This window comes from Nocardioides ferulae (genome assembly GCF_003660455.1).
Classification (GTDB): domain Bacteria; phylum Actinomycetota; class Actinomycetes; order Propionibacteriales; family Nocardioidaceae; genus Nocardioides; species Nocardioides ferulae.
Genome location: NZ_QZVR01000001.1, coordinates 262,688 through 287,501, shown reverse-complemented (window position 1 = coordinate 287,501; position 24,814 = coordinate 262,688). Strand labels below are relative to the sequence as shown.

The following is a 24,814-nucleotide window of genomic DNA, read 5'->3' as shown; positions in this document are numbered from 1 at the left end:
GGGCGTTCGGGATGGAACCGTCACCGGGGCGACTCCCGGGCTCGACCGTGGCACCCGGCCCGCCCCGGGGGGGCGCAGCCTGCGTCAGGCCAGGACCTCGGCCACCCGGCGCACCTCGTCGGCGGAGCGGCAGCTGAGCAGCAGCGTGGTCACGCCGGTCTCCTCCCAGGCCGCGACCCGATCACGCACCTCCGACTCGGTGCCGACGATGTGCATGTCGTCGACCAGCTCGTCGGGCACCAGCGCCGCGGCGCGGTCCTTCTCACCGCCGAGGTAGAGCCGCTGCACCTCGTCGGCCAGCTCGGCGTACCCCATGCGCTCGAAGACCATCTTGTGGAAGTTCTGCTCCTTGGCACCCATGCCGCCCATGTAGAGCGCGACGAACGGCTTCATCGCGTCGAGCACCGCCTGCTTCCCGGCGGCGTCCGGCACGATCTCGAGGTGACAGGTCGCGGCGATCTCGAAGTCGGTGCGGGTACGCCGGGCGCCCGGGCGGGCGAAGCCCTCGTCGAGCCACGGCTGGTACATGCCGGCCGACTTCGGGGTGTAGAAGATCGGGATCCAGCCGTCGGCGATCTCGGCGGTCTGGGCGACGTTCTTCGGCCCCTCGGCGCCCAGCCAGATCGGCAGGTCGGCGCGGAGCGGGTGCACGATCGGCTTGAGCGGCTTGCCGAGACCAACGGCGTTCTCGCCGCGATAGGGCAGCGGGTAGTGGGGACCCTCGTTGGTGACCGGAGCCTCGCGGGCCAGCACCTGGCGGATGATCGAGACCACCTCGCGGGTGCGCGCCAGCGGCTTGGCGAACGGCTGGCCGTACCACCCCTCGACGACCTGCGGGCCGCTCACGCCCATGCCGAGCACCACCCGGCCACCGCTGAGGTGGTCGAGGGTGAGCGCGTGCATCGCGATCGAGGCGGGCGAGCGCCCCGACATCTGCACGATCGAGGTGCCGAGCCGCAATCGCGACGTCTCGCGCCCCCACCAGGCCAGCGGCGTGAAGGCGTCCGAGCCCCAGGCCTCGGCGGTGAACATCGAGTCGAATCCGGCGTCCTCGGCGGCGGCGACCAGCTCCGCGACGCCTGTCGGGGGCTGCGCGCCCCAGTACCCCAGCTGTAGTCCGAGCTTCATGCCCGACAGCCTGGCAGACGCCTTGCCCCGCTGACTAGAACGTGTTTCAATTCCGAGCCATGTCCCGCACCCTGCAAGCCCCCGTGACGGTCGCCTTCGACTACACCCGCTCGGTCGGACCGGTGCTCGGCCGGTTCTTCGCCGGCCTGCGCGACCGCACCCTCGTCGCCGGGCGCACCTCGGACGGCAGGGTGGTGCTGCCGCCGCCCGAGTACGACCCGGTCACCCACCGGCAACTGACCGACGCCGACCTGGTCGAGGTCGCCGACACCGGCACGGTCACCTCGTGGACCTGGGTGCCCGAGCCGGTCAAGCACCAGCCGTTCGACCGCCCGTTCGCCTTCGCGCTGGTGACGCTCGACGGCGCCGACGCGCCGCTGTTGCACGCGCTCGACGTCGACTCCCCCGACCACGTGGTCACCGGCATGCGGGTGCGGGTCCGGTGGGCCGAGGAGCGCTCCGGTGCGATCACCGACATCGAGTGCTTCGAGCCCGCCGACGACCTGCCCGGCGGCCGCGCGACACCGCTCGCCGACCGCGAGGCGACCACCGGCATCGTCACCCCGGTCTCCCTCGACTACCTCTACGCCGCCTCGCCCGAGGAGTCGGCGTTCTACCGCGGACTCAACGAGGGCCGCATCCTCGGCCAGCGCTGCCCCAGTTGCGGCAAGGTCTACGTGCCGCCGCGCAGCGCCTGCCCGGCCGACGGCACGCCCACCGCCGAGGAGGTGGAGCTGTCGCAGACCGGCACGATCACGACGTTCTGCATCGTGAACGTGCCGTTCCTCGGCCAGAAGATCACGCCGCCGTACGTCTCCGCGTACGTGCTGCTCGACGGCGCCGACATCGCCATCCTCCACCTGATCCTGGGCGTGCCCGCCGACCAGGTGCGGATGGGCATGCGGGTCAAGGCGGTGTGGAAGCCGCAGGAGGAGTGGACCTACTCGCTGGAGAACATCGACCACTTCGAGCCCACCGGCGATCCCGACGCCGACTTCGACACCTACAAGCACCACCTATGAACCACCCCACGACGTTGCTCGCTGCGCTCGCAAGCGCCGCGGGGACCCCGGTTGTCGCAAGGAGATGTGACTGATGAGAGACGTCGCCGTCGTCGGGTTCGCCCAGCGACAGATGCCCGAGTTCGACGGATCGCCCACCTGCGTGGAGCTGCTGGTCCCGCTGTTCACCGAGTGCTACGAGCAGACGGGCTGGAGCCGGCGCGACATCGGGTTCTGGTGCTCGGGGTCCTCGGACTACCTGGCCGGGCGGTCGTTCTCGTTCGTCTCGGCCGTCGACGCGATCGGGGTGATCCCGCCGGTCAACGAGTCGCACGTCGAGATGGACCTGGCCTGGGCGCTCTACGAGGCCTGGATCAAGATCCAGACCGGCGAGGTCGACACCGCGCTGGTCTACGCGTTCGGCAAGTCCTCGGCCGGCGTGCTGCGGCGTACCCTCGCGCTCCAGCTCGAGCCCTACACGATGACGCCGCTGTGGCCCGACACCGTGTCGCTGGCCGGCCTGCAGGCGCGCGCCGGCATCGACGCCGGCATCTGGGACGAGCGGGCGATGGCCGAGGTCGCCAACCGCTCGCTGACCGATGCGGAGAAGAACGAGTACGCAGTGCGCAAGGGCGGCTCGTCCGTCGAGGAGCTGCTGGCCCGGCCGGTCTACGCCGACCCGCTGCGCAAGCACGACTGCTCACCGGTCACCGACGGCGCGGCGGCGATCGTGCTCGCCGCGGACGACCGGGCCCGCGAGGTGCGGGACCGGCCCGCCTGGATCGACGGACTCGCGCACTACGTCGACCCGATGAGCATGGGCACCCGCGACCTCACCCGCGCCCCGTCGGCGGCGCGGGCGGCGGCGGCGGTCGACCTCGACGGCGTCGAGATCGCCGAGCTGCACGCCCCGTTCAGCCACCAGGAGCTGATCCTGCGCAGCGAGCTCGGCCTGGCCGACGACGTCCGCATCAACCCGTCCGGCGGCGCGCTGACCAGCAACCCGATGTTCTCCGCCGGCGGCATCCGGATCGGCGAGGCGGCCTCGCGGATCTGGTCCGGCGAGGCGTCCAAGGCGGTCGCGCACGCGACGTCCGGCCCGGCCCTGCAACAGAACCTGCTCTGCGTCCTGGAAGGACGGAACTGATGGCGAAGCAGCCCGCCGCGGTGGTCGGCGTCGGCCAGACCCACCACCGCGCCAAGCGCGAGGACGTCTCGATGGCCGGCCTGTGCCGCGAGGCCATCGACCGCGCCCTGGCCGACGCGAACCTGACCCTCGACGACATCGACGCGATCGTCGTCGGCAAGGCCCCCGACCTGTTCGAGGGCGTGATGATGCCCGAGCTCTTCCTCGCCGAGGCTCTCGGTGCCGCCGGCAAGCCGCTGCTCCGGGTGCACACGGCCGGCTCGGTGGGGGGCTCGACCGCGATCGTGGCCTCCTCGCTGGTGCAGGCAGGCGTGCACAAGCGGGTGCTCACCGTGGCCTACGAGAAGCAGTCGGAGTCGAACGCGATGTGGGCGCTGTCGGTGCCGCTGCCGTTCAACATGCCGGTGCACGCCGGCGCGGGCGGCTACTTCGCCCCGCACGTGCGCTCCTACATCCGCCGGTCGAACGCCCCCACCCACGTCGGTGCGATCGTCGCCGCCAAGGACCGGCAGAACGCGCTCAAGAACCCCTACGCGCACCTGCGCAACCCCGACACCACCGTGGAGTCGGTGCTGGCCTCGCAGATGCTGTGGGACCCGATCCGCTACGACGAGACCTGCCCCTCCTCCGACGGCGCCTGCGCGCTGGTGATCGTCGACGAGGACACCGCGAAGGCCTCGCCGAACCCCGCGTGGATCCACGGCACGGTGATGCGCTCGGAGGCCACCACGGCCGCGGAGCGCGACCAGGTGAACCCGCAGGCCTCCCGCGACGCGGCGGCCGCACTCTGGGCCCAGGCCGGCATCACCGACCCGCTGACCGAGATCGACGCGGCCGAGATCTACGTGCCGTTCTCCTGGTTCGAGCCGATGTGGCTGGAGAGCCTCGGCTTCGCCGCCGAGGGCGAGGGCTGGAAGCTCTCCGAGTCCGGCGCCACCGCCATGGACGGCCAGATCCCGGTCAACTGCTCCGGCGGCGTGCTCTCCTCGAACCCGATCGGTGCCTCCGGGATGCTCCGCTTCGGCGAGGCGGCCCTGCAGGTGCGGGGCGCCGCCGGCGAGCACCAGGTCGACGGAGCCCGTCGGGCGCTGGGCCACGCCTACGGCGGCGGCTCACAGTTCTTCGCGATGTGGGTGGTCGGGTCGGAGCCTCCGAGCAACTGAGTCCCGCCGATTCGGCAGACATGGGCGCCGACTCGGCGAAGGAACGGAGGAAGGCGATGATGGCGGCGTGGCCCCGACGACGTCTCCGTTCGACCGGCTCCCCTGGCCGGTGCACACCACCCGGCTGCTGATCCGCCCGGCGACGCCGGATGACGAGGAGGCCAACTGGCGGTTCCGACGGCTCCCCGAGGTGGCGCACTGGCTGAGTGTCGACTCGACGAACCGAGCCGACCACCGCGACCGGTTCACCTCACCCGAACGGCTCGCCAAGCTCCTCATCGTCGAACTCGACGGCGTCATCATCGGCGACCTGATGCTCGCCGTCGAGGATGCCTGGGCCCAGGCCGAGGTCGCCGAGCAGGCGCGCGGCGTCCAGGCGGAGCTGGGCTGGGTCTTCGACCCGGCCTACGGCGGCCGGGGATACGCCACCGAGGCGGTCGCCGAGCTGCTCCGGCTGTGCTTCGACGGACTCGGGCTGCGGCGGGTCACCGCCGGGCTGTTCGCCGACAACACGCCCTCGTGGCGGCTGGCCGAACGCCTCGGCATGCGCCGCGAGCTGCACACGGTCAAGGAGTCGCTGCACCGCTCCGGCGAGTGGCTCGACGGCTACGGCTACGCGCTGCTCGCCGAGGAGTGGCGGGCCGCGCGCCGCTGACCCGCTCCCCGACCGCTCCGGGCAAGGCCACCGTTCGCCCACCGCGAACGGGCCTGGGCACGGGGGCGCCGCGGGTCTAGCGTCCGAGCATGAGCAGCCCCGCCGCCGAGCCGGCCGACCGCGACAACGTCTTCGCGCTGCGCCCCCGACCCGCGGCGCCGCCGCGGAGCACCCCGCCGGCGCCGCTGTGGCGAGAGGCGGTCGGCCGCGAGCTGCGCGAGGAGCGACGCCGCAGCGGTCGCACGCTGTCAGACGTCGCCGGAGCGGCGGGGATCTCGCTGCCCTACCTCTCCGAGATCGAGCGGGGGCGCAAGGAGCCCAGCTCGGAGATCCTCGAGGCGGTCGGCGGCGCCCTGGGGCTCGAGCTGGTCGACCTGACCGCGCGGGTGACCCGTTCGCTCGCGCGGGAGCGGGCCACCCGCTCGCCGCTCTGCCTGGCGGCCTGACGGCGTACGCCGCGTGGGCGCTGTCTCGTCGCCGTCGTCAGGCGGCCGCCTTGCGGCTGCCGAGCACCGCATCGGCCACGCCGTACTCCACCGCGCGCTCCGCGTCGAGCACCAGGTCCCGGTCGGTGTCCGCGCGCAGCCGGTCGACGCTCTGGCCGGTGTGCAGCGCCAGGATCTCCTCCATCGCGCCGCGCAGCCGCACCACCTCCTTCGCCTGGAGGGCCAGGTCGGGGAGCGTGCCCTGGCCTCCCCCGGAGGGTTGGTGCAGGACGACCCGCGCGTGCGGGAGCACGGTCCGTGAGCCGGCGGCGCCGGCGGCGAGCAGCACCGCGGCACCCGAGGCGGCCTGGCCGACGCAGGTCGTGCCGACCGGCGACCGGACGAACTGCAGGGTGTCGTAGATCGCAAGCATCGCGGTGACCGAGCCGCCGGGCGAGTTCAGGTAGAGGTTGATGGGGGCGTCGGGCCGGTCGGACTCCAGATGCAGCAGCTGGGCGATGACCACGTTCGCGACGCTGTCGTCGATCTCGGTGCCGAGGTAGATGATCCGATCGGTGAGCAACCGGCTGTAGATGTCGACCGCGCGCTCGCCGCGCACGGTGCTCTCGACCACGCTGGGGATGGTGTACGAGCTCATCGCGCTCACCTCAGCCCGAAGCTGCCGGCGCCGCGGGCCGGCACCACCTGGTCGACGTCGGTGAGCACCGCGTCGACGAAGCCGTAGTCGCGGGCCTCCTCGGCGGTGAACCAGCGGTCGCGCAGCGAGTCCTGCTCGATCCGCGAGACCGGCTGGCCGGTGTGCTCGGCGATCAGCCCGAGCATCACGTTCTTGGTGTGCTCGAGGTTCTGCGCCTGGATCTCGATGTCGACCGCGGTGCCGCCGAGCCCGGCCGATCCCTGGTGCATCAGCACCCGGGCGTGCGGGAGGGCGTAGCGCTTGCCCGGAGTGCCGGCCGAGAGCAGGAACTGACCCATGCTGGCCGCCAGCCCGAGGGCGAGCGTGCTCACGTCGTTGGGGATCAGCCGCATGGTGTCGTAGATGGCCAGCCCGGCGCTCACCGAGCCGCCGGGAGAGTTGAGGTAGAGACTGATGTCGCGGTGCGGATCCTCGGCCGAGAGCAGCAGCAGCTCGGCGCAGAGCCGGTTGGCGATCGCGTCGTCGACCTCCTGGCCGAGCACGATGATCCGCTGGTGCAGCAGCCGGGCGGTCAGCTGGTCGTCGAGGCTGCCGGTGACAGGTGGGGCGCTGGTCATGGGTCCTCCTGGGTCGGGTGCTCCCAGCCTGCGGAGCACCCGCTCCGCGACCCAAGCGGTTCTGCCCCCGGCAGATCTGCCCTCGGCAGAGGTGGCCTCCGCGAGGTCTCGGCCCGCCGAGCTCGCCGTGGCCCGGCGCCCCGTACGATCCGGGGTGTGATCGAGCTCCGCACCCCCGCCCAGATCGAGGAGATGAAGCCGGCCGGCCGGTTCGTCTCCGAGGTCATCACCGCTCTCGCCGAGGCCGCCGACGTGGGGGTCAACCTGCTCGACCTCGACGCGCTGGCGCACCGGATGATCAAGGAGCGCGGCGCGGAGTCGTGCTACATCGACTACCACCCCTCCTTCGGTGCCTCGCCGTTCGGCAAGGTGCTGTGCACGTCGGTGAACGACGCGGTGCTGCACGGCCTGCCGCGCGACTACGTGCTCGCCGACGGCGACCTGCTCAGCGTCGACTTCGCGGCGTCCGTCGACGGCTGGGTCGCCGACTCGGCGTACTCCCTCGTGGTCGGCACTCCGCGCCCGGAAGACCTGCGGCTGATCGAGGTGACCGAGCGGGCGTTGGCGGCCGGCATCGACGCGGCTCGAGCCGGCAACCGGATCGGCGACATCTCGCACGCGATCGCCTCGGTGGCGCGCGCCGAGGGGCTGCGGATCAACACGCAGTTCGGGGGCCACGGCGTCGGCCGCACCATGCACGGCGACCCGCACATCCCCAACGACGGCCGTCCCGGCCGCGGCTACAAGCTGCAGCCCGGGCTGGTGATCGCGATCGAGCCGTGGTTCCTGCACACCACCGACGAGATCTTCACCGACGCCGACGGCTGGACGCTGCGCAGCATGGACGGCTCGCGCGGCGCGCACATGGAGCACACCGTCGCGATCACCGACGGCGACCCGTTCGTGCTGACCGCTCGCGCCCGCGAGCCGCAGCTGCGGACCCGCTTCGCCGCTCAGGCGTAGCGGACCTGGAGGTCCTTGATCCCGTTCACCCACGGGTGGCGAAGCCGCTTCGGCTCGCCCGCCTTGCTGATGCCCGGCGCCAGGTCGGCGATCGCGTCGAACAGCACCCGGACCTCGAGTCGGGCCAGGTTGGCGCCGATGCAGTAGTGGGCGCCGTGCCCGCCGAAGGACAGGTGCGGGTTCGGGTCGCGGGTGATGTCGAATCGGTAGGGGTCGTCGAAGACGTCGTCGTCGAAGTTGCCGCTGGCGTAGAAGATGCCGACCCGCTGGCCCTGCTCGACCGGCACGCCGCCGACCTCGACGTCGCGCAGCGCGGTGCGCTGGAAGACGCTGACCGGCGTCGCGTAGCGGATCACCTCGTCGACCATCGTGGCCGGCCGCTCGGACTTCCAGAGCTCCCACTGGTCGGGGTTCTCGAAGAACGCGTTCATGCCGTGGGTGATCGCGTTGCGGGTGGTCTCGTTGCCGGCGACGGTCAGGATGATCACGAAGTAGCCGAACTCGTCGTCGGTGAGGCCCCGGCCGTCCTTGTCGGCGTGCACCAGCTTCGTGACCAGGTCGTCTCGGGGGTTCGCGCGCCGGTCGTCGGCCATCGCCATCGCGTAGCCGAGGATCTCGGCCGCCGCCACGTCGGGCTCCCCGCCGATGTCGGGGTCGTCGCCGGCCAGCATCTGGTTGGACCAGTCGAACAGCTTGTGCCGGTCGTCCTGGGGGACGCCGAGCAGGTCGGCGATCGCCTGCAGCGGCAGCTCGGCGGCGACGTCCTCGACGAAGTTGCCGTGCCCGCGCTCGAGCGCGTCCCGGACGATCTTCTCCGCGCGCTCGCGCATCACGGTCTCGAGGGCGCCGACCGAGCGGGGGGTGAACCCGCGGGAGACGATGTGGCGGGTGCTGGTGTGCTCGGGCGGGTCCTGGTTGATCAGCATCACCCGCTGCAGCTCGACCTGGTCGCGGGTCATGCCGGCCTGGAAGCGGATGATCGCGCCGTTCTCGGCGGTCGAGAAGTCCTTGCTGTTCTTCGACACCGCCGCGACGTCGGCGTGCTTGCTCACCGCCCAGTAGCCCGGCTGGTCGGGGAACCCGTCGTTGGCCGGGCTGCTCTGCGGCACCCAGAAGACCGGAGCGTTGCGGCGCAGCGCCAGGAACTGCTCGTGCGGGATGCCGGCCTCGTTGAGGAAGGGGTCGGTGAAGTCGAAGCCCTCGGGCAGGATGTCGCTCGCGGTCACGGTGGGTCCTTTCTCAGCTGTTCGCCCTGGGCGGAACGTCCTGGGCGGTACGTCGTGCTGGTCCCGAGACGGGGCGCGTCACCGGTAGGCGACGCGGAGGTCCTTGACGCCGTTGAGCCAGCCGCTGCGCAGCCGCGAGGGCTCACCGAGGGGGCGGATGCCGGGCGCGATGTCGGCGATGGCCTTGAAGATCAGGTCGACCTCGAGCTTGGCGAGGTTGGCGCCGATGCAGTAGTGCGCGCCGTGCCCGCCGAACGCCTGGTGCGGGTTGGGGTCGCGCAGGATGTTGAAGGTGAAGGGGTCGTCGAAGACGTCCTCGTCGAAGTTCGCGCTGGCGTAGAGCAGACCGACCCGGTCGCCCTTCTTCACCGGCACGCCGCCGACCTCGATGTCGTTCAGGGCGGTGCGCTGGAAGACGGTCACCGGCGTGGCCCAGCGGATGATCTCGTCGACCGCGGTCGCGGGCCGCTCCCGACGGTAGAGCTCCCAGGCGGCCGGGTCGTGCATGAACGCGTGCATGCCCCAGGTGATGGCGTTGCGGGTGGTCTCGTTGCCGGCGACGGCGAGCAGGATCAGGAAGAACCCGAACTCGTCATCGGTGAGCCCGCGGCCGTCGACGTCGGCGGTCACCAGCTTGGTGATGATGTCGTCGGCGGGGTTCTTGCGCCGCTCGTCGGCGAGCGCCATCGAGTAGCCGAGGATCTCCATGAAGGCGGTCATCTGGTCGCCCTCGACCTCGGGGTCGTCGTAGGACATCATCTGGTTCGACCACTCGAAGAGCTTGCCGCGGTCCTCCTGCGGCACCCCGAGCAGGTCGGCGATCGCCTGCAGCGGCAGCTCGGCAGCGACGTCCTCGACGAAGTTTCCCTCGCCCTTGGCGACCGCCTCCTCGACGATGCGCCGGGCACGCTCCTCCAGCCCGTCGTGCAGGGCGTGGATCGCCCGCGGGGTGAATGCGCGCGACACGATCTGACGCAGCTTGGTGTGGTCGGGCGCGTCGTGGTTGATCAGCAGGAAGCCGGTCTGCTCGCGCTCCTCCTTGGTCATCTCGGGGTGGAACCGGATGATGACGCCGTTCTCCTGGGTCGAGAAGTTCGTCTGGTCCTTGGAGACCGCGGCGACGTCCTCGTGCTTGCTGAGCGCCCAGAAGCCGGCGTGGTCGGGGAACCCGCCGCGAGCGGCCTCGTCCTGCTCCACCCACGACACGGGTGCGGTGCGCCGCAGTGCCAGGAGCTCGTCGTGCGGCACCCGCTCCCGCATCACGTCGGGGTCGGTCGGGTCGAAGCCGACGGGCAGGACGGGGGTCTGGGTCACCGAGCACTCCTGGAAGACGGGGGGTGGAACGTGTTCTAGGTGACGATGCTTACATACCGTCGGTAGGTTTGGGAAGACCCACCCGGCGACGCCCTCCCGGTCGGCGGGACCGCGCGATCGTGGCGAACCGGAACGTGTTCTACTTTCGGGTCATGGGCAACCCGGTGATCATCGACGCAGTCCGCACTCCCCTCGGCCGCCGCCGCGGCTGGCTCGCGGGCATCCACCCCGCTGTGCTCCTGGGCTTCGCCCAGCGCACGGTGCTGGAGCGGGCCGGCCTCGACCCGGAACTGGTCGAGCAGGTCATCGGAGGCTGCGTCACCCAGGCCGGCGAGCAGTCCAACGACATGGTCCGCCGGGCCTGGCTGCACGCGGGTCTCCCGCAACACACCGGAGGCACCGCCCTCGACGCCCAGTGCGGCTCGGGCCAGCAGGCCGCCCACCTGGTCAACGACCTGGTGCGCGCGGGCTCGATCGAGGTGGGCGTCGCCTGCGGCGTCGAGTCGATGTCGCGGATCCCGCTGGGCGGCAACGTCCCCGAGGGCCTCGGCGACCCGCGACCCGACGACTGGACCATCGACATGCCCAACCAGTTCGAGGCCGCCGACCGGATCGCCCGCAACCGCGGGCTGACGCGGGAGGACCTCGACGCGTTCGGACTCGCCTCGCAGCAGAAGGCACGCGTCGCCGTCGACGAGGGCCGGTTCAAGCGAGAGACCGCTCCGATCGAGGCACCGGTCCTCGACGACGAGGGCAAGCCGACCGGCGAGACCCGGGTCGTGGACGCCGACCAAGGACTGCGGGAGACGACGCTCGAGGGCCTCGCCGGGCTGCGCACCGTGCTGCCGGACGGGCTGCACACCGCCGGCACGTCGTCCCAGATCTCCGACGGCGCCGCGGCGCTGCTGATCATGGACGAGGACAAGGCCCGGGCCCTCGGACTCACCCCGCGCGCCCGGATCGTCACCCACTGCCTGGTGGGCTCCGATCCCTACTACCACCTCGACGGCCCCATCGACGCGACCCAGCGGCTGCTCGACCGCACCGGCATGTCCATCGGGGACTTCGACCTGTTCGAGGTCAACGAGGCGTTCGCCTCCGTCGTCCTCTCCTGGGCCGGTCAGCACGGCGTCGACCTGGACCGGGTCAACGTCAACGGCGGCGCGATCGCCCTCGGCCACCCCGTCGGCGCCACCGGCGTCCGACTGATCACCGCCGCACTGCACGAGCTGGAGCGCCGCGACGCCACCACCGCCCTGATCTCGATGTGCGCCGGCGGCGCGATGGCGACCGGGACGGTGCTCGAGCGATTGTGAGGGTGCGGGCGGTCGGCTCTCGAGCGGGCTCGTCGCGACGCATCGAGAACAGCGGGTTTGGGACGCCCCGACGCGGATAGGTTGCCCACGACCCGACGTTCCCACCCGAGGTGCGCCATGACCGAGATCCTCATCGAGTACGACGCGCTCGCTCTCAGCCAGCAGGTGCTGGAGCGGCAGCAGCAGCACGCCGCGCGGGTCGCCGACTACCTCACCACGCATGCCGGGATCGGCGACGCGACCGGCGTGCTGCTGGCGGCCTTCGACCCGCTCTCGCGGGCGGCCGTGGGCGCGGCCGAGGTCGCCGCCTCGACCGTCTCCCGACTGGAGCAGGCGATGGTCGACGCGGTCGGCCGGACCGCGGCCGACCTGGCCGCGACCGACGCCACCGTCGGCGAGCAGTTCGCCGACCTGGCCACCCGGCTCGGTGGCGGCTCGGTCCCGGGCTCGGCCCCGGACCTCGGCGGACCGCCGCTGCCCCCGGCCGCAGAGAGCGCACCCGAGGGCCACGGCAGCGTCGACTCCTATGCCTGGGAGAAGGCCCAGGGCACCGTCGACACGCTCTCGGGCGGGGCCGCCGACGCGGTCTCGCTCATCGAGGGCCTCTCCCAGTGGGGGGCCACCGGGCCGGTCCGCGAGGTCGTCGACGCCTCGTCGTTCCTGGTCGCCCCCCAGGTGCCCGAGAACCCCGTCCAGGACCTGCGGTGGAGCGCGGGCGCGCTGCTCGGTGGCATCGACTGGGTGGCCGAGCAGTTCCTGGGCTACTCCATCCTCGACCGCTGCGTCTACGAACCCCTCGCCGGCGACTGGGAGGGCCTGTACCGCGCCTCGGAGGCCTGGGCCCATGCCGGCAGCGCCACCTCCGCCGTCGCGCGCAACCATGCCGGGCTCGTGGCGGCGTCCCCACGCGGCTGGCAGGGGTTGTCCGGCAACGCGTTCCGGGTCGCCATGACAGGGTTGGCCGGTGCGGCTCTGGGGCTCGGCACCGCGTTCGAGACGGCTGCCGGGATGGTCAAGAACATCTCCACCGCCTGCAAGCTGGCCTGCGCCGGCATCGGGGCCGCCCTGCGCTTCATCGCGAACAAGCTGCTGAAGATGGCCGCCCAAGCGGCGACGCCGGTCATCGGATGGGCGGTCGGCGCGGTGACGGCGTACTCCGACATCGACGCCATCATCAGCAAGGTCCGACTCGTCTACACGATCATCGAGACCGTGGCGTCGGCGATCCAGGGCTTCGCGGAGGCGAAGGCGTCGATCATGGATCGGCTCGCGCTGATCGAGGACCTCGCCCAGGGCGCCGCGACCAGCGTGGTGACGTCGTGACCTCCACCGGCGCTGAGGACCCCATCGGCCGCCTCCGAGACCTGGTGGCCGGACTCGAGCGGATGGCCGACCAGTCCGAACGGGAACTCGCCGAGGATCAGCGTGAGCGCGCCGACGCCGCTCGAGAGGGGCGTCTCGGCGAGGACTGGCGCACGGTCCAGCAGCGCATCGATCGAGGAGACACGACGCTTGCTGCGGTGTTCTCCGGTGTGGACACCTCGCCGGGCGCCGTACGCCTTCAGGAGCGGTCGCGGCGCACCATCGAGCAGTGGGCGACCGAGTCCGTCCCGCCGGCCGAGGTCGTCGAGGCCCGGCGCCAGGCTGACGCCCAGTGGGAGCGGCTGACCCGGCGACCGACGGCACCCCCCGAACCCGGGACCTCGCCTTGAGCGAGCCGGAGGTGCCGGGCTGGAACCGCTACCGCGACTGGCACCAACAGCTCGACCTCGCCACCTCCGCCCCGACCACAGAGGCGCTGGCGGTGCTCTCGGCTTCGCTGGCGGCCTCCCGGTTCACGATCAAGGACGCGACCGCCTCGGGGTTCGTCGCCAAGTACGTCGACTGGCTCGCCGTGCTGGCCCAACGGCTGGACTGGACGACGCTGCGGGTGCAGGCCGAGCCCCGGCCCGGCGGGGCCCTGGCCACGGTCGCCGTGGTGGCGGGTGGCGAGCACCGGTCCGGGCAGCGCCGGGCGGCACAGGGCCTCAGCGCGGCAGCCCGCGAACTCGCCCACCGCGGCCACGCGGTGCAGGTCGGCGACTGGCGATCGACACCGCGCTGATCCCGGCCCGGCCGCGGTCGGGCGGGCCGGTCCCGCGTCAGGCGCCGTAGACCGGCTCCGGGTCGGGCGCCTCGGCGATCAGGTCGCGCAGCGCCGGACCCACGTCGACTGCCGACCAGCGCCCGCCGTTGTCGCGGGAGTGGCCGTGCCGCCAGCCGGTCTCGAGGGTGATCTTGCCGCCGTCGATCTCGATCACCCGCCCGGTGACGTCGCCGGCCTCCTCCGAGGCGAGCCAGGCGACGATCGGCGAGTTGTCCTCGGGCAGCGCCATCGCGCTGGTATCGAAGGCGCCCTCGGTCATCCGGGTCCGGGCGACCGGGGCGATCGCGTTCACCGTCACGCCGTAGCGACCCATCTCCTGCGCGGCGACGAGGGTGAGCCCGGCGATGCCGGCCTTGGCCGCGGAGTACGTCGCCTGGCCCACCGAGCCCTGCAGTCCGGCGCCCGAGGAGGTGTTGATGACCCGCGCGGCGCGCTGGCGGCGCTCCTTGGCCTCGGCGCGCCAGTAGGCGCCGGCGTGCCGCAGCGGGGCGAAGTGGCCCTTGAGGTGCACCCGGATCACCGCGTCCCACTCCTCCTCGGAGGTGTTGACCAGCATCCGGTCGCGGACGAACCCGGCGTTGTTGACCAGGATGTCGAGTCCGCCGAAGGTGTCGATCGCCTGCCGCACCATCGCGCCGGCCTGCTCGAAGTCGGCCACGTCGGCGCCGTTGGCCACCGCCTCGCCGCCGCGGCTGCGGATCAGGTCGACCACCTCGCCGGCCGGCCCGTCGGACGAGCCACGGCCGTCCAGCTCGGCACCGAGGTCGTTCACGACGACCTTCGCGCCGTGGGCGGCCAGCTCGAGGGCGTGGGCCCGGCCGATGCCGCGGCCGGCGCCGGTGACGATCGCGACGCGACCATCCAGAAGCTTGCTCAAGGTTGCTCTCCCTAGGGGTGTGTGCGGACGGCGTGGTTCACGGGGTGGGTGCGGGGATCTGCTGGGCGTAGAGGAACACCGGGGGCTCGCCGCCGCCGTGGCAGGCGACGGTGGCGCCGGACACGTAGGAGGCGAGGTCGCAGGCCAGGAACGCGACCACCCGGCCGACCTCGGCGGGCTCGGCCATCCGACGCAGCGGGATCGTGCGCTCGATCGCGGCGACGCCGGCGTCGCCGCCGTAGTGGTCGTCGGTCAGCTCGGTGCGGCACAGCCCGACGTCGATCGCGTTGACGCGCACCCGCGGCGCCCACTCGACCGCGAGCGAGCGGGTGAGCGAGTCGACGCCCGCCTTCGCCGCGCCGTACGCCGCGGTGCCCGGCGAGGGCCGCAGCGCGGAGACCGAGGAGATGTTGACGATGGACCCGCCGTGCTGCTGCCGCTGCATCACCCGGTTGGCGGCCTGGGCGACGTTCAGCGGCGCCATGAGGTTGAGCCCGACCACCTTCTCGTGGAGTCGTGGCGAGGCGTCGGCCGCCGGGGCGTAGGGCGCTCCCCCGGCGTTGTTCACGGCGATGTCGAGCCGGCCGTGGGCGGCGACCACCTCCTCGACCAGCGCAGACACCGCCTCGGGGTCGCGCACGTCGCAGAGGTGGTGGGTGGTGCCGGACAACGGCTCGGCGTCCGACCGCGCGCAGGTGGCCACCGTCGCGCCGGCCTCGAGCAGTGCCCGGGTGATCCCGAGCCCGATGCCCTTGGTGCCGCCGGTCACCAGCGCCACGCGGCCGGACAGGTCAATGGGGATCGCCACGGGCTGCTCCTCGGGTGGTCGGGGTGTTCGACCCGCAGCACCGCTGTCGGGCGAACCAAGCAACTGTTAGGCTACCAAGCAAACGTTAGGTTTGCTCGCCTCCCCACCTGGAGGCACCTCGACACCCCCGAAGGACACGCATGGCCATCTCCTCCGAACTGCGCGACGACGGCGTCCGGGTCGTCACCATGTCCGCCCCGCCGGTCAACGCGCTGACCGTCCAGGGCTGGTACGACGTCGCGGCCGCGCTCGACGAGGCGGGCGCCGACCCGGCCACCCACGCGGTCGTCCTGCGCGCCGAGGGCCGCGGGTTCAACGCCGGCGTCGACATCAAGGAGATGCAGCACACCTCCGGGTTCGAGGCACTCCTCGGCGCCAACCGCGGCTGCTACGCCGCGTTCAAGGCCGTCTACGAGTGCGCGGTCCCGGTCGTCGCCGCCGTCAACGGGTTCTGCCTGGGCGGCGGTGTCGGTCTGGTCGGCAACGCCGACTGCATCGTGGCCAGCGACGACGCCTACTTCGGGGTCCCCGAGGTCAACCAGGGCGCCCTCGGCGCCGCGACCCACATGGCCCGCCTGGTGCCCCAGCACATGATGCGCACCCTCTACTTCACCGCCCGCACCATCAAGGCCGCCGACCTGGTGCAGTTCGGCTCGGTGCTCGAGGTGGTCCCCCGCGACGAGCTCGACGCCGCCGCGCTGAAGGTCGCCGGCGAGATCGCCGCCAAGGACCCCCGCGTCATCCGGGCCGCCAAGGCGGCACTGAACGGGATCGACCCGGTGGACGTGAACAAGAGCTACCGGTTCGAGCAGGGGTTCACCTTCGAGCTGAACCTCGCCGGGGTGGCCGACGAGCTGCGCGACGGATTCGCAGGGACGGAGAAGGCGAAGAAGTGAACCAGGGACCACGCGACAAGCAGATGGCGATCGACGAGGTCGTCGCCGAGCTGCGCGACGGCATGACGATCGGCATCGGCGGCTGGGGCCCCCGGCGCAAGCCGATGGCGCTCGTGCGGGCCATCGTGCGCAGCGACCTCAAGGACCTGACGGTCGTCAGCTGGGGCGGCGCCGACGTCGGGCTGCTCGCCCGCGCCGCTAAGATCCGCAAGCTGGTCTTCGCCTTCGTCAGCCTCGACTCGGTGCCGCTGGAGCCGAACTTCCAGCGGGCCCGCCAGGAGGGCTCGATCCCCGAGGTCGTCGAGCTCGACGAGGGCATGTTCCAGACCGGCCTGTACGCCGCCGCGCAGCGGCTGCCGTTCCTGCCGATGCGGGCCGGGCTCGGCTCCGACGTGCTGGTCAACCAGCCGTGGATCTCGACGGTCACCAGCCCCTACCCCGATGCCGACGGAGCCTACGAGGAGCTCACGGCGGTGCCGGCGCTGAACCTCGACGTCGCACTGGTGCACCTCAACCGCGCCGACAAGCACGGCAACGCGACCTACCTGGGGCCGGACCCCTACTTCGACGACCTGTTCGCGATGGCCGCGGAGCGCACGTTCGTCAGCTGCGAGCAGATCGTCGACACCGCCGGCCTCACCGTCGACACCCCGGTGCAGCGGCTACTGCTCAACCGGATGATGGTCAGCGGCGTCGTCGAGACCCCGAACGGCGCCCACTTCACCACCTGCTCCCCCGACTACGAGCGGGACGAGCGGTTCCAGCGCGCCTACGCGAAGGCGGCGGGCGGCAGCGACGAGGACTGGGCGGCGTTCAGCGCCCGGTTCCTCGAGGGGGACGAGGCGGCCTACCAGGCCGCCGTCGCGGCGTTCGGTGAGGAGCAGGCATGAGCAGCAGGGCAGACGTGTGCGCCGCCGCGATCGCGGACGCCTTCGCCGACGACGGTGAGATCTTCGCCAGCCCGATGGGGCTGCTGCCGATGCTCGGCGTCCGGCTCGCGAAGCTGACCAGCAACCCCGACCTGGTCATCTCCGACGGGGAGTCCCTCTTCCTGGCCGGGGTCCCGCCGCTCTTCGCGAAGGCGGACGTCGTCGAGGGATGGATCCCGTTCCGCAAGGTGTTCGACGTGGTCGCCTACGGCAAGCGCCACGTGATGATGGGCGCCACCCAGGTCGACCGGCACGGCAACCAGAACATCTCCGCGATCGGCGACTGGGCGCGGCCCAAGCGCCAGCTGCTGGGCTCGCGCGGCGCGCCGGGCAACACCGTCAACAACCGGACGTCGTACTGGGTGCCCAAGCACTCCCCTCGGGTCTTCGTCGAGCAGGTCGACATCGTCTCCGGCGTCGGCCCGCAACGCGCCAAGGCCGCCGGCCCGGGTGCCGCCCGCTACAACGACATCCACCGCATCGTCTCCAACCTCGCCGTCTTCGACGTCAGGGGCGCCGACGACACCGTGCGCCTGCTCAGCGTGCACCCCGGCGTGACCGTCGACGACGTGGTCGCCGCGACCGGCTTCGAGCTCGAGGTGCCAGCCGAGGTGCCGACCACCCGGGAGCCCAGCCTGGAGGAGCAGATCCTGATCAAGGAGGTGCTCGACCCCAAGAGCCTGCGGTTCAAGGAGGTCCCCGAGCCCGAGGCATCCACGGGAGCCCAGGGAGCCCAGGGAGCACCGTCGTGATCGACCAGCAGCTGCGCACCCCGCTCACCGACCTGGTCGGCGTCCGGCACCCGGTCGTGCAGACCGGCATGGGCTGGGTGGCCGGCCCGCGGCTGGTCAGCGGCACCGCCAAGGCCGGCGGGCTGGGCATCCTGGCCAGCGCCACGATGACCATCGAGGAGCTGGAGCGGGCGATCCTCGAGGTCAAGGGCCGTACCGACGCTCCGTTCGGCGTGAACCTGCGCGCGGACGCAGCCGACGCCCCCGCCCGCTGCCGGCTGCTGATCGAGCACGGCGTGAAGGTGGCCTCGTTCGCGCTGGCCCCGAATCCGGAGCTGATCGCCACGCTCAAGGAGCACGACATCGTCGTGATCCCGAGCGTCGGCCTGCCCAAGCACGCCACGAAGGTCGCCTCGTGGGGTGCCGACGCGGTGATGATCCAGGGCGGCGAGGGCGGTGGCCACACCGGCTCGGTGCCGACGACCCTGCTGCTGCCGAGCGTGCTCGACGCCCTGCACGGGGCCGGCACCGACATCCCGGTGATCGCCGCCGGCGGGTTCTTCGACGGCCGCGGGCTGGCCGCCGCGCTCTCCTACGGCGCCGCCGGCATCGGCATGGGCACCCGGTTCCTGCTCACTCGCGACAGCGCCGTCCCGGACCCGGTGAAGCAGCTCTATCTCTCCCACGACGTCAACGGCACGGTCGTCACCACCAAGGTCGACGGCATGCCGCACCGGATGCTGCGCACCCCGTTCGTGCAGCAGATCGAGGAGACCAGCCCGGTCAAGCGGCTCGGCCCGACCGTGCGCCGCACCCTCGCCTTCAAGCAGGAGAGCGGCATGTCGTGGCTGCAGCTGGCCCGCGACGGCCGGTCGATGCGCAAGACCCAGGGGCGCTCACTCGCACAGACCGCGCTCGCGGCCAACACTCCGATGATGCTCAAGGCCGGGCTGGTCGACGGCGACACCGAGGCAGGGGTGCTCGCCTCCGGACAGGTGGTCGGCGTGATCGACGACCTGCCCAGCTGCGAGGAGCTGATCGACCGGGTGGTCACCGAGGCGGTCGAGCAGCTGCGCCGCTCCTCGGCGTACGTCGGCTGAGCCGCCCTGCTGGCGGGCTCAGCCGAGCCTGCGCTGGAAGTCCAGCTCCCGGCCGACGATCCGGTAGCCGAGCTCGACGTTGACGCCGACCATGTGGTCGTTGCTCTCGGCGTTCCAGGTGTCGACCTGCACCAGGCCCGGCCGGGCCTCGCGCAGCCAGCGCACCATCTCGAGCTTGAGCAGCAGACCGAGACGGTGGCCGCGGTGCCCGGCGGCGACCGCCGTGTCGTGCTGCTCCCCCAGCTGCGGGCGCTCCCCGTCGACCACGACGACCGTGTGTCCGGCCAGCGCGCCGCTCTCCCGGTGCCGGGCCAGCACCCGGTGGATCTCGTGGCCGCGGGCCAGCTGGGCGGTCTCGTAGTCGCGGATCCGCTCAGCGGTGTAGACCTCGTCCTCGACGTCGAGGCCGTCGGTGGGGGCGTCGTTGATCGCCGCGGTGAGCCGGGCCAGCGGCTCCAGCTCGCCGTCGGGGCTGCGACCGGCCCGGCGCTCGAGGGTGTACGCCGCGGCGTGCGGCAGCGCTGCCGCGTACCGCCGGTCGAGGGCCTCCCAGTCCAGCTCGCCCAGCAGTTGGCGGCGCTGGACCTGCACCGCGACCTCCTCGAAGCCGTGCCGGGCCGCGAACGCGCGGGGGGCCTCGGCGTCCCAGCCGTCGGTGCCGAGGGTGGTCCGGCCCCGCTCCCGCGCAGCCTCGGTGAGCGCCGCGAGCAGCGCGCTGCCGTGGCCGCGGCGGCGGTGGCCGGGGTGCACCTGCACCTCCAGCCAGGCCAGGTGGCGGTTGTCCCGCTCGCTGGTGTGCAGCCCCCCGGTCGCCACCGGCACCCCGTCGGCGCAGGCGAGGTAGGCGGTGGGGGGCTCGAGGTCCCAGCCGAAGCGCAGCTCGCCGGCGACCTCGTGCCGGGTCACCGGAGGCAGCCAGGGTGCGTCGAGGGCCCGGGCGGCGTTGACCACCTCGACGTGGGCGTCCACGGCCGCGCCGTCGTCGGGGCCGAACGGTCGGATCTGCATGCTCCGACGATGCTCCGCTCCAGCGCCGGCCGCCACCGGTTATCGGCCGAGGTCACTCTTCACCTCCCGTTCACCGGCTGCGGGGTGACGTCGCCACGGCGATGCTCGTTGCTGAGGTCATGTGCGACTCCGCCGACCACCACGCGCCCTCGTCCACGCTCCGCCCCGCACACCGGGCCACCCCGCCCGCGGCACTGAGCCGACGGGCGGCGCTGGCCGGCACCGGGGCCTCGCTGCTGATCGCCTCCCGGCTCGGCGAGGCGACGGCGTCGATCGGCCGGCCGGGGGGCGCCCCGGCGACCGGGGCTGCCCGCGTCTCGCCGCTGCTGCGGGGCACCACGCTCGTGCACGCCGACCTGCACAACCACACGCTGCTCTCCGACGGCGACGGCGATCCCGCGCTGGCCTACGACTCGATGCGCAGCGCCGGCCTCGACGTCGCCGCGCTCACCGACCACGCCACGATCTCCGACAACCTGCTCGCCGAGGTGCTCGAGGGGCTGCTGCCCGAGGAGTACCGCGACCACATCGGCGAGCTGCGCGGCCTGGTCGGGCTCACCCGGTCGGGCTGGCGGCAGACCCAGGCGTACGCCGACGCGGCGAACGCCGACGGTGCGTTCACCGCGATCCGCGGGTTCGAGTGGTCCGAGCCGTTGCTGGGCCACGTCAACGTGTGGTTCACCGACCACTACACCGACATCGTGCGACTGGGCCTGATGCGGCCGCTCTACGACTGGCTGCGCCGCGAGCCCGGCCTGGTCCTCGACGGCGGCGCGGGCGGGCTGGCCGGGTTCAACCACCCCGGCCGCGAGCCCGGCCGCTTCTGCGAGTTCCGCTACGACCCGCGGGTGCGGGACCAGATGGTCTCGCTCGAGATGTTCAACCGCCGCGACGACTACCTCTTCGAGGGGTGGGCCGAGGGCCGCACCTCTCCGCTGGTGGCCTGCCTCAACGCGGGCTGGCGCACCGGGATCGCCGGGGTCACCGACGAGCACGGCACCGACTGGGGTCACCCGGAGGGCAAGGGTCGCACCGGGCTCTGGGTGCGGGAGCACTCCCGAGCAGGCGTCAAGGCCGCGATGGCGGCCCGGCGGTTCTTCGCCACCCGCACCTCCGGGCTGCGGCTCGCGGCCACCGCGACGCCGCGCGGGCGTCGTCCGGTGCCGATGGGGTCGGTCCTGCCGGTCTCGCGCGGACTGCTCACCCTCCGGCTCGACGTGGCCCGGGACGCGGACTGGGTGGGCCGGGAGCTGGCGGTCCAGGTGCTGCGGCCCGGGGCGGAGGTGCCCACCGTCGTCGACGTGGTGCCGTTCCGCGTCGGTGACCCCGTCTCCTTGCGCGTTCGGATCGACGCCGCCGACGGCGACTGGCTGCTGCTGCGGATCTCCGACCCGATCCTGCCGAACGACACACCGGGACCCGAGGGGCACCCGTGCAACGACCTCGCGATCGCCTACACCAGCCCGTGGTGGCTGGCCGGCCGCTGAGCGGCGGCCCCGCGTCGGGGCCGCGGCACTAGAGTCGCGCCGTGCCCGGACGCAACGCCCTCGTCGCGATGATCCCCGTCAACCTGCTGCTCGTCGCCTGGGTCTGGATGGGGAGGGTGTTCTTCGGGGTCGGCGGCTGGTTCCTGCTGATCTTCCTGCTCAGCCTGGTGCCGCTGCTGCTGATGCTGCTCACCATCTCCACGGTGCTGGCCTTCACCCAGCCCAGCCACCCGGGCCGACCGCGCTCGCTGACCCGCAACCAGGTCCGCTCCCAAGCGGTGCTGTGGGCCGGGCTGTTCGTGTTCGGCGCGTTCTGCCCCGACTTCGGCGACGCGCCGGACAGCTCCAGCTCGCTGCTCACCCAGATCTTCGGCTACAGCGACACCCTGCTCGACGTCAGCGGGTTCATCACCCTCGCCGGCGGCGCGGTGGCGGTCGGCGGCTACATCGCCCTGCTCACCACGCTCACCGTGGGGCGGCGTCAGCCGCCGCCACCCGGCTCGGCACCCGTCACAGACGCTCGATGATCGTCACGTTGGCCTGGCCGCCGCCCTCGCACATCGTCTGCAGGCCATAGCGGCCGCCGGTGCGCTCCAGCTCGGCGAGCAGCGTGGTCATCAGCCGGGTGCCGGTGGCGCCGATCGGGTGCCCCAGCGCGATGCCGCCGCCGTTCACGTTCACCTTCTCGTGCGGCACCCCGATCTCCTTCATCCAGGCCAGCACGACCGACGCGAACGCCTCGTTGCACTCGAACAGGTCGATGTCGTCGACCGAGAGCCCGGTCCTCTCCAGGGCGTGCCGGGTGGCTCCGATCGGGCCGGTCAGCATCCAGACCGGGTCGTCGCCGCGCACCGAGAGGTGGTGGATCCGGGCGCGCGGGGTCAGGCCGTGCTCGCGCACCGCGCGCTCGGAGGCGAGCAGCATCGCCGAGGACGCGTCGCAGATCTGCGAGGCCACGGCTGCGGTGATCCGCCCGCCCGGGGCCAGCGGCTGCAGCCCGGCCATCTTCTCCAGCGAGGTCTCGCGCGGGCACTGGTCGGTGTCGAAGACGGTGCCGTCGGGCAGCGTCACCGGCTCGATCTCGCCGGCGAACCGGCCCTCGGCGATGGCGGTGCGGGCCCGCTCGTGGGAGGCGAGGGCGAACGCCTCCATCTCCTCCCGGGAGCAGTCCCACTTCTCGGCGATCATCTCCGCGGAGCGGAACTGGCTGACCTCCTGGTCGCCGTAGCGCGCCAGCCAGCCCGGCGACTCCGCGAACGGGGTCGAGAAGCCGTACTGCTGCCCGACCAGCATCGCCGCCGAGATCGGGATCGCGCTCATGTTCTGCACGCCGCCGGCGACCACGAGGTCCTGGGTGCCGCTCATCACGCCCTGGGCGGCGAAGTGCACCGCCTGCTGGCTGGAGCCGCACTGGCGGTCGATGGTCACCCCCGGCACGTGGTCGGGCAGCCCCGCCACCAGCCAGGCGGTGCGCGCCACGTCGCCGGCCTGCGAGCCGATCGTGTCGCAGCAGCCCAGGATCACGTCGTCCACGGCGCCGGCGTCGATGCCGGTACGCCGCACGAGCGCCGCGAGCGTGTGGGCGGCCAGGTCGGCGGAGTGCATGGCCGCCAGCGCGCCGCCGCGCTTGCCGACCGGGGTGCGGACGGCGTCGATGATGTAGGCCTGGGGGTAGGCCTGGGTGGAGCCCTCGGACATGGGTGTTCCTTTCGTGGGCCGCGTGCTCAGCCGCGGTCGGTCGCGATCCCGTCGAGCAGGATCGTGAGGTACTGGGCGGCCACGTCGTCGTGGGTGAGCTTGCCGCCGGGGCGGTACCACTTGACCGCGACCCAGACGGTGTCGCGGATGAAGCGGTAGGTGAGCTCGACGTCGAGGTCGTCGCGCAGCGCGCCGCTGCGTACCCCCTCGGTGAGCAGGGTGAGCCACACGTCGCGCGACTGTGCGTTGCGGTCGGCCAGGTAGCCGAACCGCTCGAAGCCCAGCAGATAGTCGGCGTCGTTCTGGAAGATCGCCACCTCGTGCCGGTGCCGGTCGATGGCGGCGAACGAGAGCCGCACCGCCCGCTCGATCTTCGTGCGGGCGTCGTCGTCGCTGGCCAGCACCGCATCGTAGGCGGCGAACAGCTCCTCCTGGAACGACGAGAGGATCTCGTCGACCATCGACTCCTTGGAGTCGAAGTGGTGGTAGAGGCTGCCCGAGAGGATGCCCGCGGCGTCGGCGATGTCGCGCACGGTGGTGTTCTTGAAGCCCTTCTCGGCGAAGAGGCCGGCCGCGATGGCTAGCAGCTGCTCGCGGCGGGTGGGTGCGGGGGCCGGCGCGGTGCTCATGGGCCCATCCTCCCCGGGGCGCTGTGGCTCACGACGTACCCCCGGCTCAGGCGTGCTGGCTGCTGGTCGAGATGACCTCGCCGGTGAGGTAGGAGGCGTAATCGCTGGCCAGGAACACCATCACGTTCGCCACCTCCCACGGCTCCGCGGCCCGGCCAAAGGCCTCGCGCTGCTTCAGCTCCGCCAGCAGCTCGTCGGAGGTGACCTTGGCCAGGAACGGGTGCATCGCCAGGCTCGGCGAGACCGCGTTGACGCGGATGCCGTGCGGGGCGAGGTCCATCGCCGCGCAGCGGGTCAGCGCCATCACCCCCGCCTTGGCCGCCGCGTAGTGGGCCTGGCCCTCCTGCGCCCGCCACCCCACGACCGAGGCGTTGTTCACGATGACGCCACGCCGTCCGGCGGCGACCATCCGCTGCCCGGCGGCCCGCACGCAGCGGAACGTGCCGGTCAGCGTGATGTCGAGGACCCGGCTCCACTGCTCGTCGGTCATCTCCAGCACCGACGCGGTGCCGCCCAGGCCGGCGTTGTTGACCATCACGTCGACCCCGCCGAGCTCCTCGGCGGCGTCGAGCAGCGCGGCCACCTGCGCCTCGTCGGTCACGTCGCAGACCTGCTGGCGCACCCGGTCGGCGCCGAACTCGGCCGCCAGCGTCTCCTCGGCCTCGGCCAGCCGGCGGGCGTGGGTGTCGCTGAACAGCACCGCGCGGGCCCCCTCCTCCAGCGCCCGGCGGACCACGCTGGCGCCGATCCCGGCGCCGGCCGCGGCGGTCACCACGACCACCTTGTCGGCGAGCAGGCCGTGGCCCGGCACGTAGGCGGGCGTCGGCTGCTCGGGGCGGGTCGTGGTCATGACGTCTCCTTCATGGGGGTGTTCGGCCTCGCCTCGCGGCGC

General features: G+C 72.4%; 27 protein-coding genes. 16 read left to right on the top strand and 11 right to left on the bottom strand.

The window, feature by feature from the left end; genetic code table 11:
• Nucleotides 1–84: 84 nt before the first annotated feature.
• Nucleotides 85–1,128: an LLM class F420-dependent oxidoreductase gene (locus D6B71_RS01385; protein ID WP_121251246.1), complete on the bottom strand. Its 1,044-nt coding sequence runs from the start codon at nt 1,126–1,128 to the stop codon at nt 85–87.
• Nucleotides 1,129–1,187: 59 nt separating this feature from the next.
• Here D6B71_RS01385 and D6B71_RS01380 point away from each other — a divergent pair, with 59 nt between their 5' ends.
• The 5 genes from D6B71_RS01380 (at nt 1,188) to D6B71_RS01360 (ending at nt 5,540) form a co-directional block, all read left to right on the top strand.
• A complete protein-coding gene (locus tag D6B71_RS01380; RefSeq protein ID WP_121251244.1) occupies nt 1,188–2,150 on the top strand; it encodes a Zn-ribbon domain-containing OB-fold protein in 963 nt (320 codons plus the stop codon).
• Nucleotides 2,151–2,223: 73 nt separating this feature from the next.
• Nucleotides 2,224–3,276: a thiolase domain-containing protein gene (locus tag D6B71_RS01375; RefSeq protein ID WP_121251242.1), complete on the top strand. Its 1,053-nt coding sequence runs from the start codon at nt 2,224–2,226 to the stop codon at nt 3,274–3,276.
• Nucleotides 3,276–4,439, top strand: coding sequence for a thiolase domain-containing protein (locus tag D6B71_RS01370; RefSeq protein WP_121251240.1), 1,164 nt, complete (start codon nt 3,276–3,278; stop codon nt 4,437–4,439). The genes D6B71_RS01375 and D6B71_RS01370 overlap by 1 nt, the downstream gene beginning before the upstream one ends.
• Before the next feature lie 67 nt (nt 4,440–4,506).
• Nucleotides 4,507–5,094, top strand: coding sequence for a GNAT family N-acetyltransferase (locus D6B71_RS01365; RefSeq protein ID WP_206051497.1), 588 nt, complete (start codon nt 4,507–4,509; stop codon nt 5,092–5,094).
• A gap of 89 nt (nt 5,095–5,183) precedes the next feature.
• Nucleotides 5,184–5,540 (top strand): helix-turn-helix domain-containing protein, encoded by a 357-nt coding sequence (locus D6B71_RS01360; protein WP_121251238.1) that lies wholly within the window; start codon nt 5,184–5,186, stop codon nt 5,538–5,540.
• A gap of 37 nt (nt 5,541–5,577) precedes the next feature.
• On the opposite strand, the gene D6B71_RS01355 is transcribed toward D6B71_RS01360, so the two are convergent.
• Together D6B71_RS01355 and D6B71_RS01350 are read right to left on the bottom strand one after the other, a co-directional pair.
• Nucleotides 5,578–6,177 (bottom strand): ClpP family protease, encoded by a 600-nt coding sequence (locus tag D6B71_RS01355; RefSeq protein WP_121251236.1) that lies wholly within the window; start codon nt 6,175–6,177, stop codon nt 5,578–5,580.
• A 5-nt stretch (nt 6,178–6,182) separates the two neighbouring features.
• The gene (locus D6B71_RS01350) at nt 6,183–6,794 is read right to left on the bottom strand and encodes a ClpP family protease (RefSeq protein WP_121251234.1); all 612 of its coding nucleotides are present in this window, start codon (nt 6,792–6,794) and stop codon (nt 6,183–6,185) included.
• Between the two features lie 156 nt (nt 6,795–6,950).
• Here D6B71_RS01350 and map point away from each other — a divergent pair, with 156 nt between their 5' ends.
• A complete protein-coding gene (gene map / locus D6B71_RS01345) occupies nt 6,951–7,757 on the top strand; it encodes a type I methionyl aminopeptidase (protein ID WP_121251232.1) in 807 nt (268 codons plus the stop codon).
• On the opposite strand, the gene D6B71_RS01340 is transcribed toward map, so the two are convergent.
• The gene (locus D6B71_RS01340) at nt 7,748–8,983 is read right to left on the bottom strand and encodes a cytochrome P450 (RefSeq protein WP_121251230.1); all 1,236 of its coding nucleotides are present in this window, start codon (nt 8,981–8,983) and stop codon (nt 7,748–7,750) included. The two genes, map and D6B71_RS01340, sit on opposite strands and share 10 nt — an antisense overlap.
• A gap of 78 nt (nt 8,984–9,061) precedes the next feature.
• Nucleotides 9,062–10,297: a cytochrome P450 gene (locus D6B71_RS01335; protein ID WP_276310978.1), complete on the bottom strand. Its 1,236-nt coding sequence runs from the start codon at nt 10,295–10,297 to the stop codon at nt 9,062–9,064.
• A gap of 152 nt (nt 10,298–10,449) precedes the next feature.
• On the opposite strand from D6B71_RS01335, the gene D6B71_RS01330 reads away from it, so the two are divergent.
• From D6B71_RS01330 to D6B71_RS01315, 4 genes are all read left to right on the top strand, one after another.
• The gene (locus D6B71_RS01330) at nt 10,450–11,613 is read left to right on the top strand and encodes a steroid 3-ketoacyl-CoA thiolase (protein WP_121251854.1); all 1,164 of its coding nucleotides are present in this window, start codon (nt 10,450–10,452) and stop codon (nt 11,611–11,613) included.
• A 117-nt stretch (nt 11,614–11,730) separates the two neighbouring features.
• Nucleotides 11,731–12,936, top strand: coding sequence for a hypothetical protein (locus D6B71_RS01325; protein WP_121251228.1), 1,206 nt, complete (start codon nt 11,731–11,733; stop codon nt 12,934–12,936).
• Nucleotides 12,933–13,325 carry a hypothetical protein gene (locus D6B71_RS01320; RefSeq protein WP_121251226.1) on the top strand — a complete coding sequence of 131 codons (393 nt, stop codon included), beginning with the start codon at nt 12,933–12,935 and terminating at the stop codon, nt 13,323–13,325. Before D6B71_RS01325 ends, D6B71_RS01320 begins: the two co-directional genes overlap by 4 nt.
• Complete coding sequence (locus tag D6B71_RS01315) at nt 13,322–13,717, top strand: hypothetical protein (RefSeq protein ID WP_121251224.1); 396 nt, start codon at nt 13,322–13,324, stop codon at nt 13,715–13,717. Before D6B71_RS01320 ends, D6B71_RS01315 begins: the two co-directional genes overlap by 4 nt.
• A 37-nt stretch (nt 13,718–13,754) precedes the next feature.
• Here D6B71_RS01315 and D6B71_RS01310 read toward each other — a convergent pair whose 3' ends face one another.
• Together D6B71_RS01310 and D6B71_RS01305 are read right to left on the bottom strand one after the other, a co-directional pair.
• The gene (locus D6B71_RS01310; RefSeq protein WP_121251222.1) at nt 13,755–14,636 is read right to left on the bottom strand and encodes an SDR family oxidoreductase; all 882 of its coding nucleotides are present in this window, start codon (nt 14,634–14,636) and stop codon (nt 13,755–13,757) included.
• Nucleotides 14,637–14,673: 37 nt separating this feature from the next.
• Nucleotides 14,674–15,444 (bottom strand): SDR family oxidoreductase, encoded by a 771-nt coding sequence (locus D6B71_RS01305; protein ID WP_121251220.1) that lies wholly within the window; start codon nt 15,442–15,444, stop codon nt 14,674–14,676.
• Between the two features lie 140 nt (nt 15,445–15,584).
• Here D6B71_RS01305 and D6B71_RS01300 point away from each other — a divergent pair, with 140 nt between their 5' ends.
• Genes D6B71_RS01300 through D6B71_RS01285 form a run of 4 tightly spaced genes read left to right on the top strand, consistent with a single transcriptional unit; the run spans nt 15,585 to nt 19,100 of the window.
• Nucleotides 15,585–16,340, top strand: coding sequence for an enoyl-CoA hydratase family protein (locus D6B71_RS01300; protein WP_121251218.1), 756 nt, complete (start codon nt 15,585–15,587; stop codon nt 16,338–16,340).
• Nucleotides 16,337–17,230, top strand: coding sequence for a CoA transferase subunit A (locus tag D6B71_RS01295; protein WP_206051496.1), 894 nt, complete (start codon nt 16,337–16,339; stop codon nt 17,228–17,230). The genes D6B71_RS01300 and D6B71_RS01295 overlap by 4 nt, the downstream gene beginning before the upstream one ends.
• Nucleotides 17,227–18,021, top strand: coding sequence for a CoA-transferase subunit beta (locus D6B71_RS01290; protein WP_121251216.1), 795 nt, complete (start codon nt 17,227–17,229; stop codon nt 18,019–18,021). The genes D6B71_RS01295 and D6B71_RS01290 overlap by 4 nt, the downstream gene beginning before the upstream one ends.
• Nucleotides 18,018–19,100, top strand: a complete 1,083-nt coding sequence (locus D6B71_RS01285; protein ID WP_121251214.1) for an NAD(P)H-dependent flavin oxidoreductase — start codon at nt 18,018–18,020, stop codon at nt 19,098–19,100. Before D6B71_RS01290 ends, D6B71_RS01285 begins: the two co-directional genes overlap by 4 nt.
• Nucleotides 19,101–19,118: 18 nt before the next feature.
• Here D6B71_RS01285 and D6B71_RS01280 read toward each other — a convergent pair whose 3' ends face one another.
• Entirely contained in the window at nt 19,119–20,108 is a 990-nt protein-coding gene (locus D6B71_RS01280; protein ID WP_121251212.1) for a GNAT family N-acetyltransferase, read from the bottom strand.
• A 101-nt stretch (nt 20,109–20,209) separates the two neighbouring features.
• Between D6B71_RS01280 and D6B71_RS01275 the strand changes: the two genes are divergently transcribed.
• Nucleotides 20,210–21,595: a CehA/McbA family metallohydrolase domain-containing protein gene (locus D6B71_RS01275; protein WP_240640918.1), complete on the top strand. Its 1,386-nt coding sequence runs from the start codon at nt 20,210–20,212 to the stop codon at nt 21,593–21,595.
• 41 nt (nt 21,596–21,636) lie between these two features.
• Nucleotides 21,637–22,122: a hypothetical protein gene (locus tag D6B71_RS01270; RefSeq protein ID WP_121251210.1), complete on the top strand. Its 486-nt coding sequence runs from the start codon at nt 21,637–21,639 to the stop codon at nt 22,120–22,122.
• On the opposite strand, the gene D6B71_RS01265 is transcribed toward D6B71_RS01270, so the two are convergent.
• The 3 genes from D6B71_RS01265 to D6B71_RS01255 are packed head-to-tail and all read right to left on the bottom strand — an operon-like array spanning nt 22,106 to nt 24,772.
• Nucleotides 22,106–23,293 (bottom strand): acetyl-CoA C-acetyltransferase, encoded by a 1,188-nt coding sequence (locus D6B71_RS01265; protein WP_121251208.1) that lies wholly within the window; start codon nt 23,291–23,293, stop codon nt 22,106–22,108. The two genes, D6B71_RS01270 and D6B71_RS01265, sit on opposite strands and share 17 nt — an antisense overlap.
• 26 nt (nt 23,294–23,319) lie before the next feature.
• Nucleotides 23,320–23,922 carry a TetR/AcrR family transcriptional regulator gene (locus D6B71_RS01260; RefSeq protein WP_121251206.1) on the bottom strand — a complete coding sequence of 201 codons (603 nt, stop codon included), beginning with the start codon at nt 23,920–23,922 and terminating at the stop codon, nt 23,320–23,322.
• A 46-nt stretch (nt 23,923–23,968) separates the two neighbouring features.
• Nucleotides 23,969–24,772, bottom strand: coding sequence for an SDR family oxidoreductase (locus tag D6B71_RS01255; RefSeq protein WP_121251204.1), 804 nt, complete (start codon nt 24,770–24,772; stop codon nt 23,969–23,971).
• Between the last annotated feature and the right edge of the window lie 42 nt (nt 24,773–24,814).

Excerpts from the sequence above, each read along its gene's own strand:
- D6B71_RS01260 (WP_121251206.1), bottom strand. The coding sequence starts at position 23,922 with ATGAGCACCGCGCCGGCCCCCGCACCCACCCGCCGCGAGCAGCTGCTA.
- D6B71_RS01280 (WP_121251212.1), bottom strand. The coding sequence starts at position 20,108 with ATGCAGATCCGACCGTTCGGCCCCGACGACGGCGCGGCCGTGGACGCC.
- D6B71_RS01385 (WP_121251246.1), bottom strand. The coding sequence starts at position 1,128 with ATGAAGCTCGGACTACAGCTGGGGTACTGGGGCGCGCAGCCCCCGACA.
- D6B71_RS01350 (WP_121251234.1), bottom strand. The coding sequence starts at position 6,794 with ATGACCAGCGCCCCACCTGTCACCGGCAGCCTCGACGACCAGCTGACC.
- D6B71_RS01370 (WP_121251240.1), top strand. The coding sequence starts at position 3,276 with ATGGCGAAGCAGCCCGCCGCGGTGGTCGGCGTCGGCCAGACCCACCAC.
- D6B71_RS01375 (WP_121251242.1), top strand. The coding sequence starts at position 2,224 with ATGAGAGACGTCGCCGTCGTCGGGTTCGCCCAGCGACAGATGCCCGAG.
- D6B71_RS01300 (WP_121251218.1), top strand. The coding sequence starts at position 15,585 with ATGGCCATCTCCTCCGAACTGCGCGACGACGGCGTCCGGGTCGTCACC.
- D6B71_RS01265 (WP_121251208.1), bottom strand. The coding sequence starts at position 23,293 with ATGTCCGAGGGCTCCACCCAGGCCTACCCCCAGGCCTACATCATCGAC.
- D6B71_RS01380 (WP_121251244.1), top strand. The coding sequence starts at position 1,188 with ATGTCCCGCACCCTGCAAGCCCCCGTGACGGTCGCCTTCGACTACACC.
- D6B71_RS01255 (WP_121251204.1), bottom strand. The coding sequence starts at position 24,772 with ATGACCACGACCCGCCCCGAGCAGCCGACGCCCGCCTACGTGCCGGGC.
- D6B71_RS01330 (WP_121251854.1), top strand. The coding sequence starts at position 10,450 with ATGGGCAACCCGGTGATCATCGACGCAGTCCGCACTCCCCTCGGCCGC.
- D6B71_RS01355 (WP_121251236.1), bottom strand. The coding sequence starts at position 6,177 with ATGAGCTCGTACACCATCCCCAGCGTGGTCGAGAGCACCGTGCGCGGC.
- D6B71_RS01275 (WP_240640918.1), top strand. The coding sequence starts at position 20,210 with ATGCTCGTTGCTGAGGTCATGTGCGACTCCGCCGACCACCACGCGCCC.
- D6B71_RS01360 (WP_121251238.1), top strand. The coding sequence starts at position 5,184 with ATGAGCAGCCCCGCCGCCGAGCCGGCCGACCGCGACAACGTCTTCGCG.
- D6B71_RS01325 (WP_121251228.1), top strand. The coding sequence starts at position 11,731 with ATGACCGAGATCCTCATCGAGTACGACGCGCTCGCTCTCAGCCAGCAG.
- D6B71_RS01290 (WP_121251216.1), top strand. The coding sequence starts at position 17,227 with ATGAGCAGCAGGGCAGACGTGTGCGCCGCCGCGATCGCGGACGCCTTC.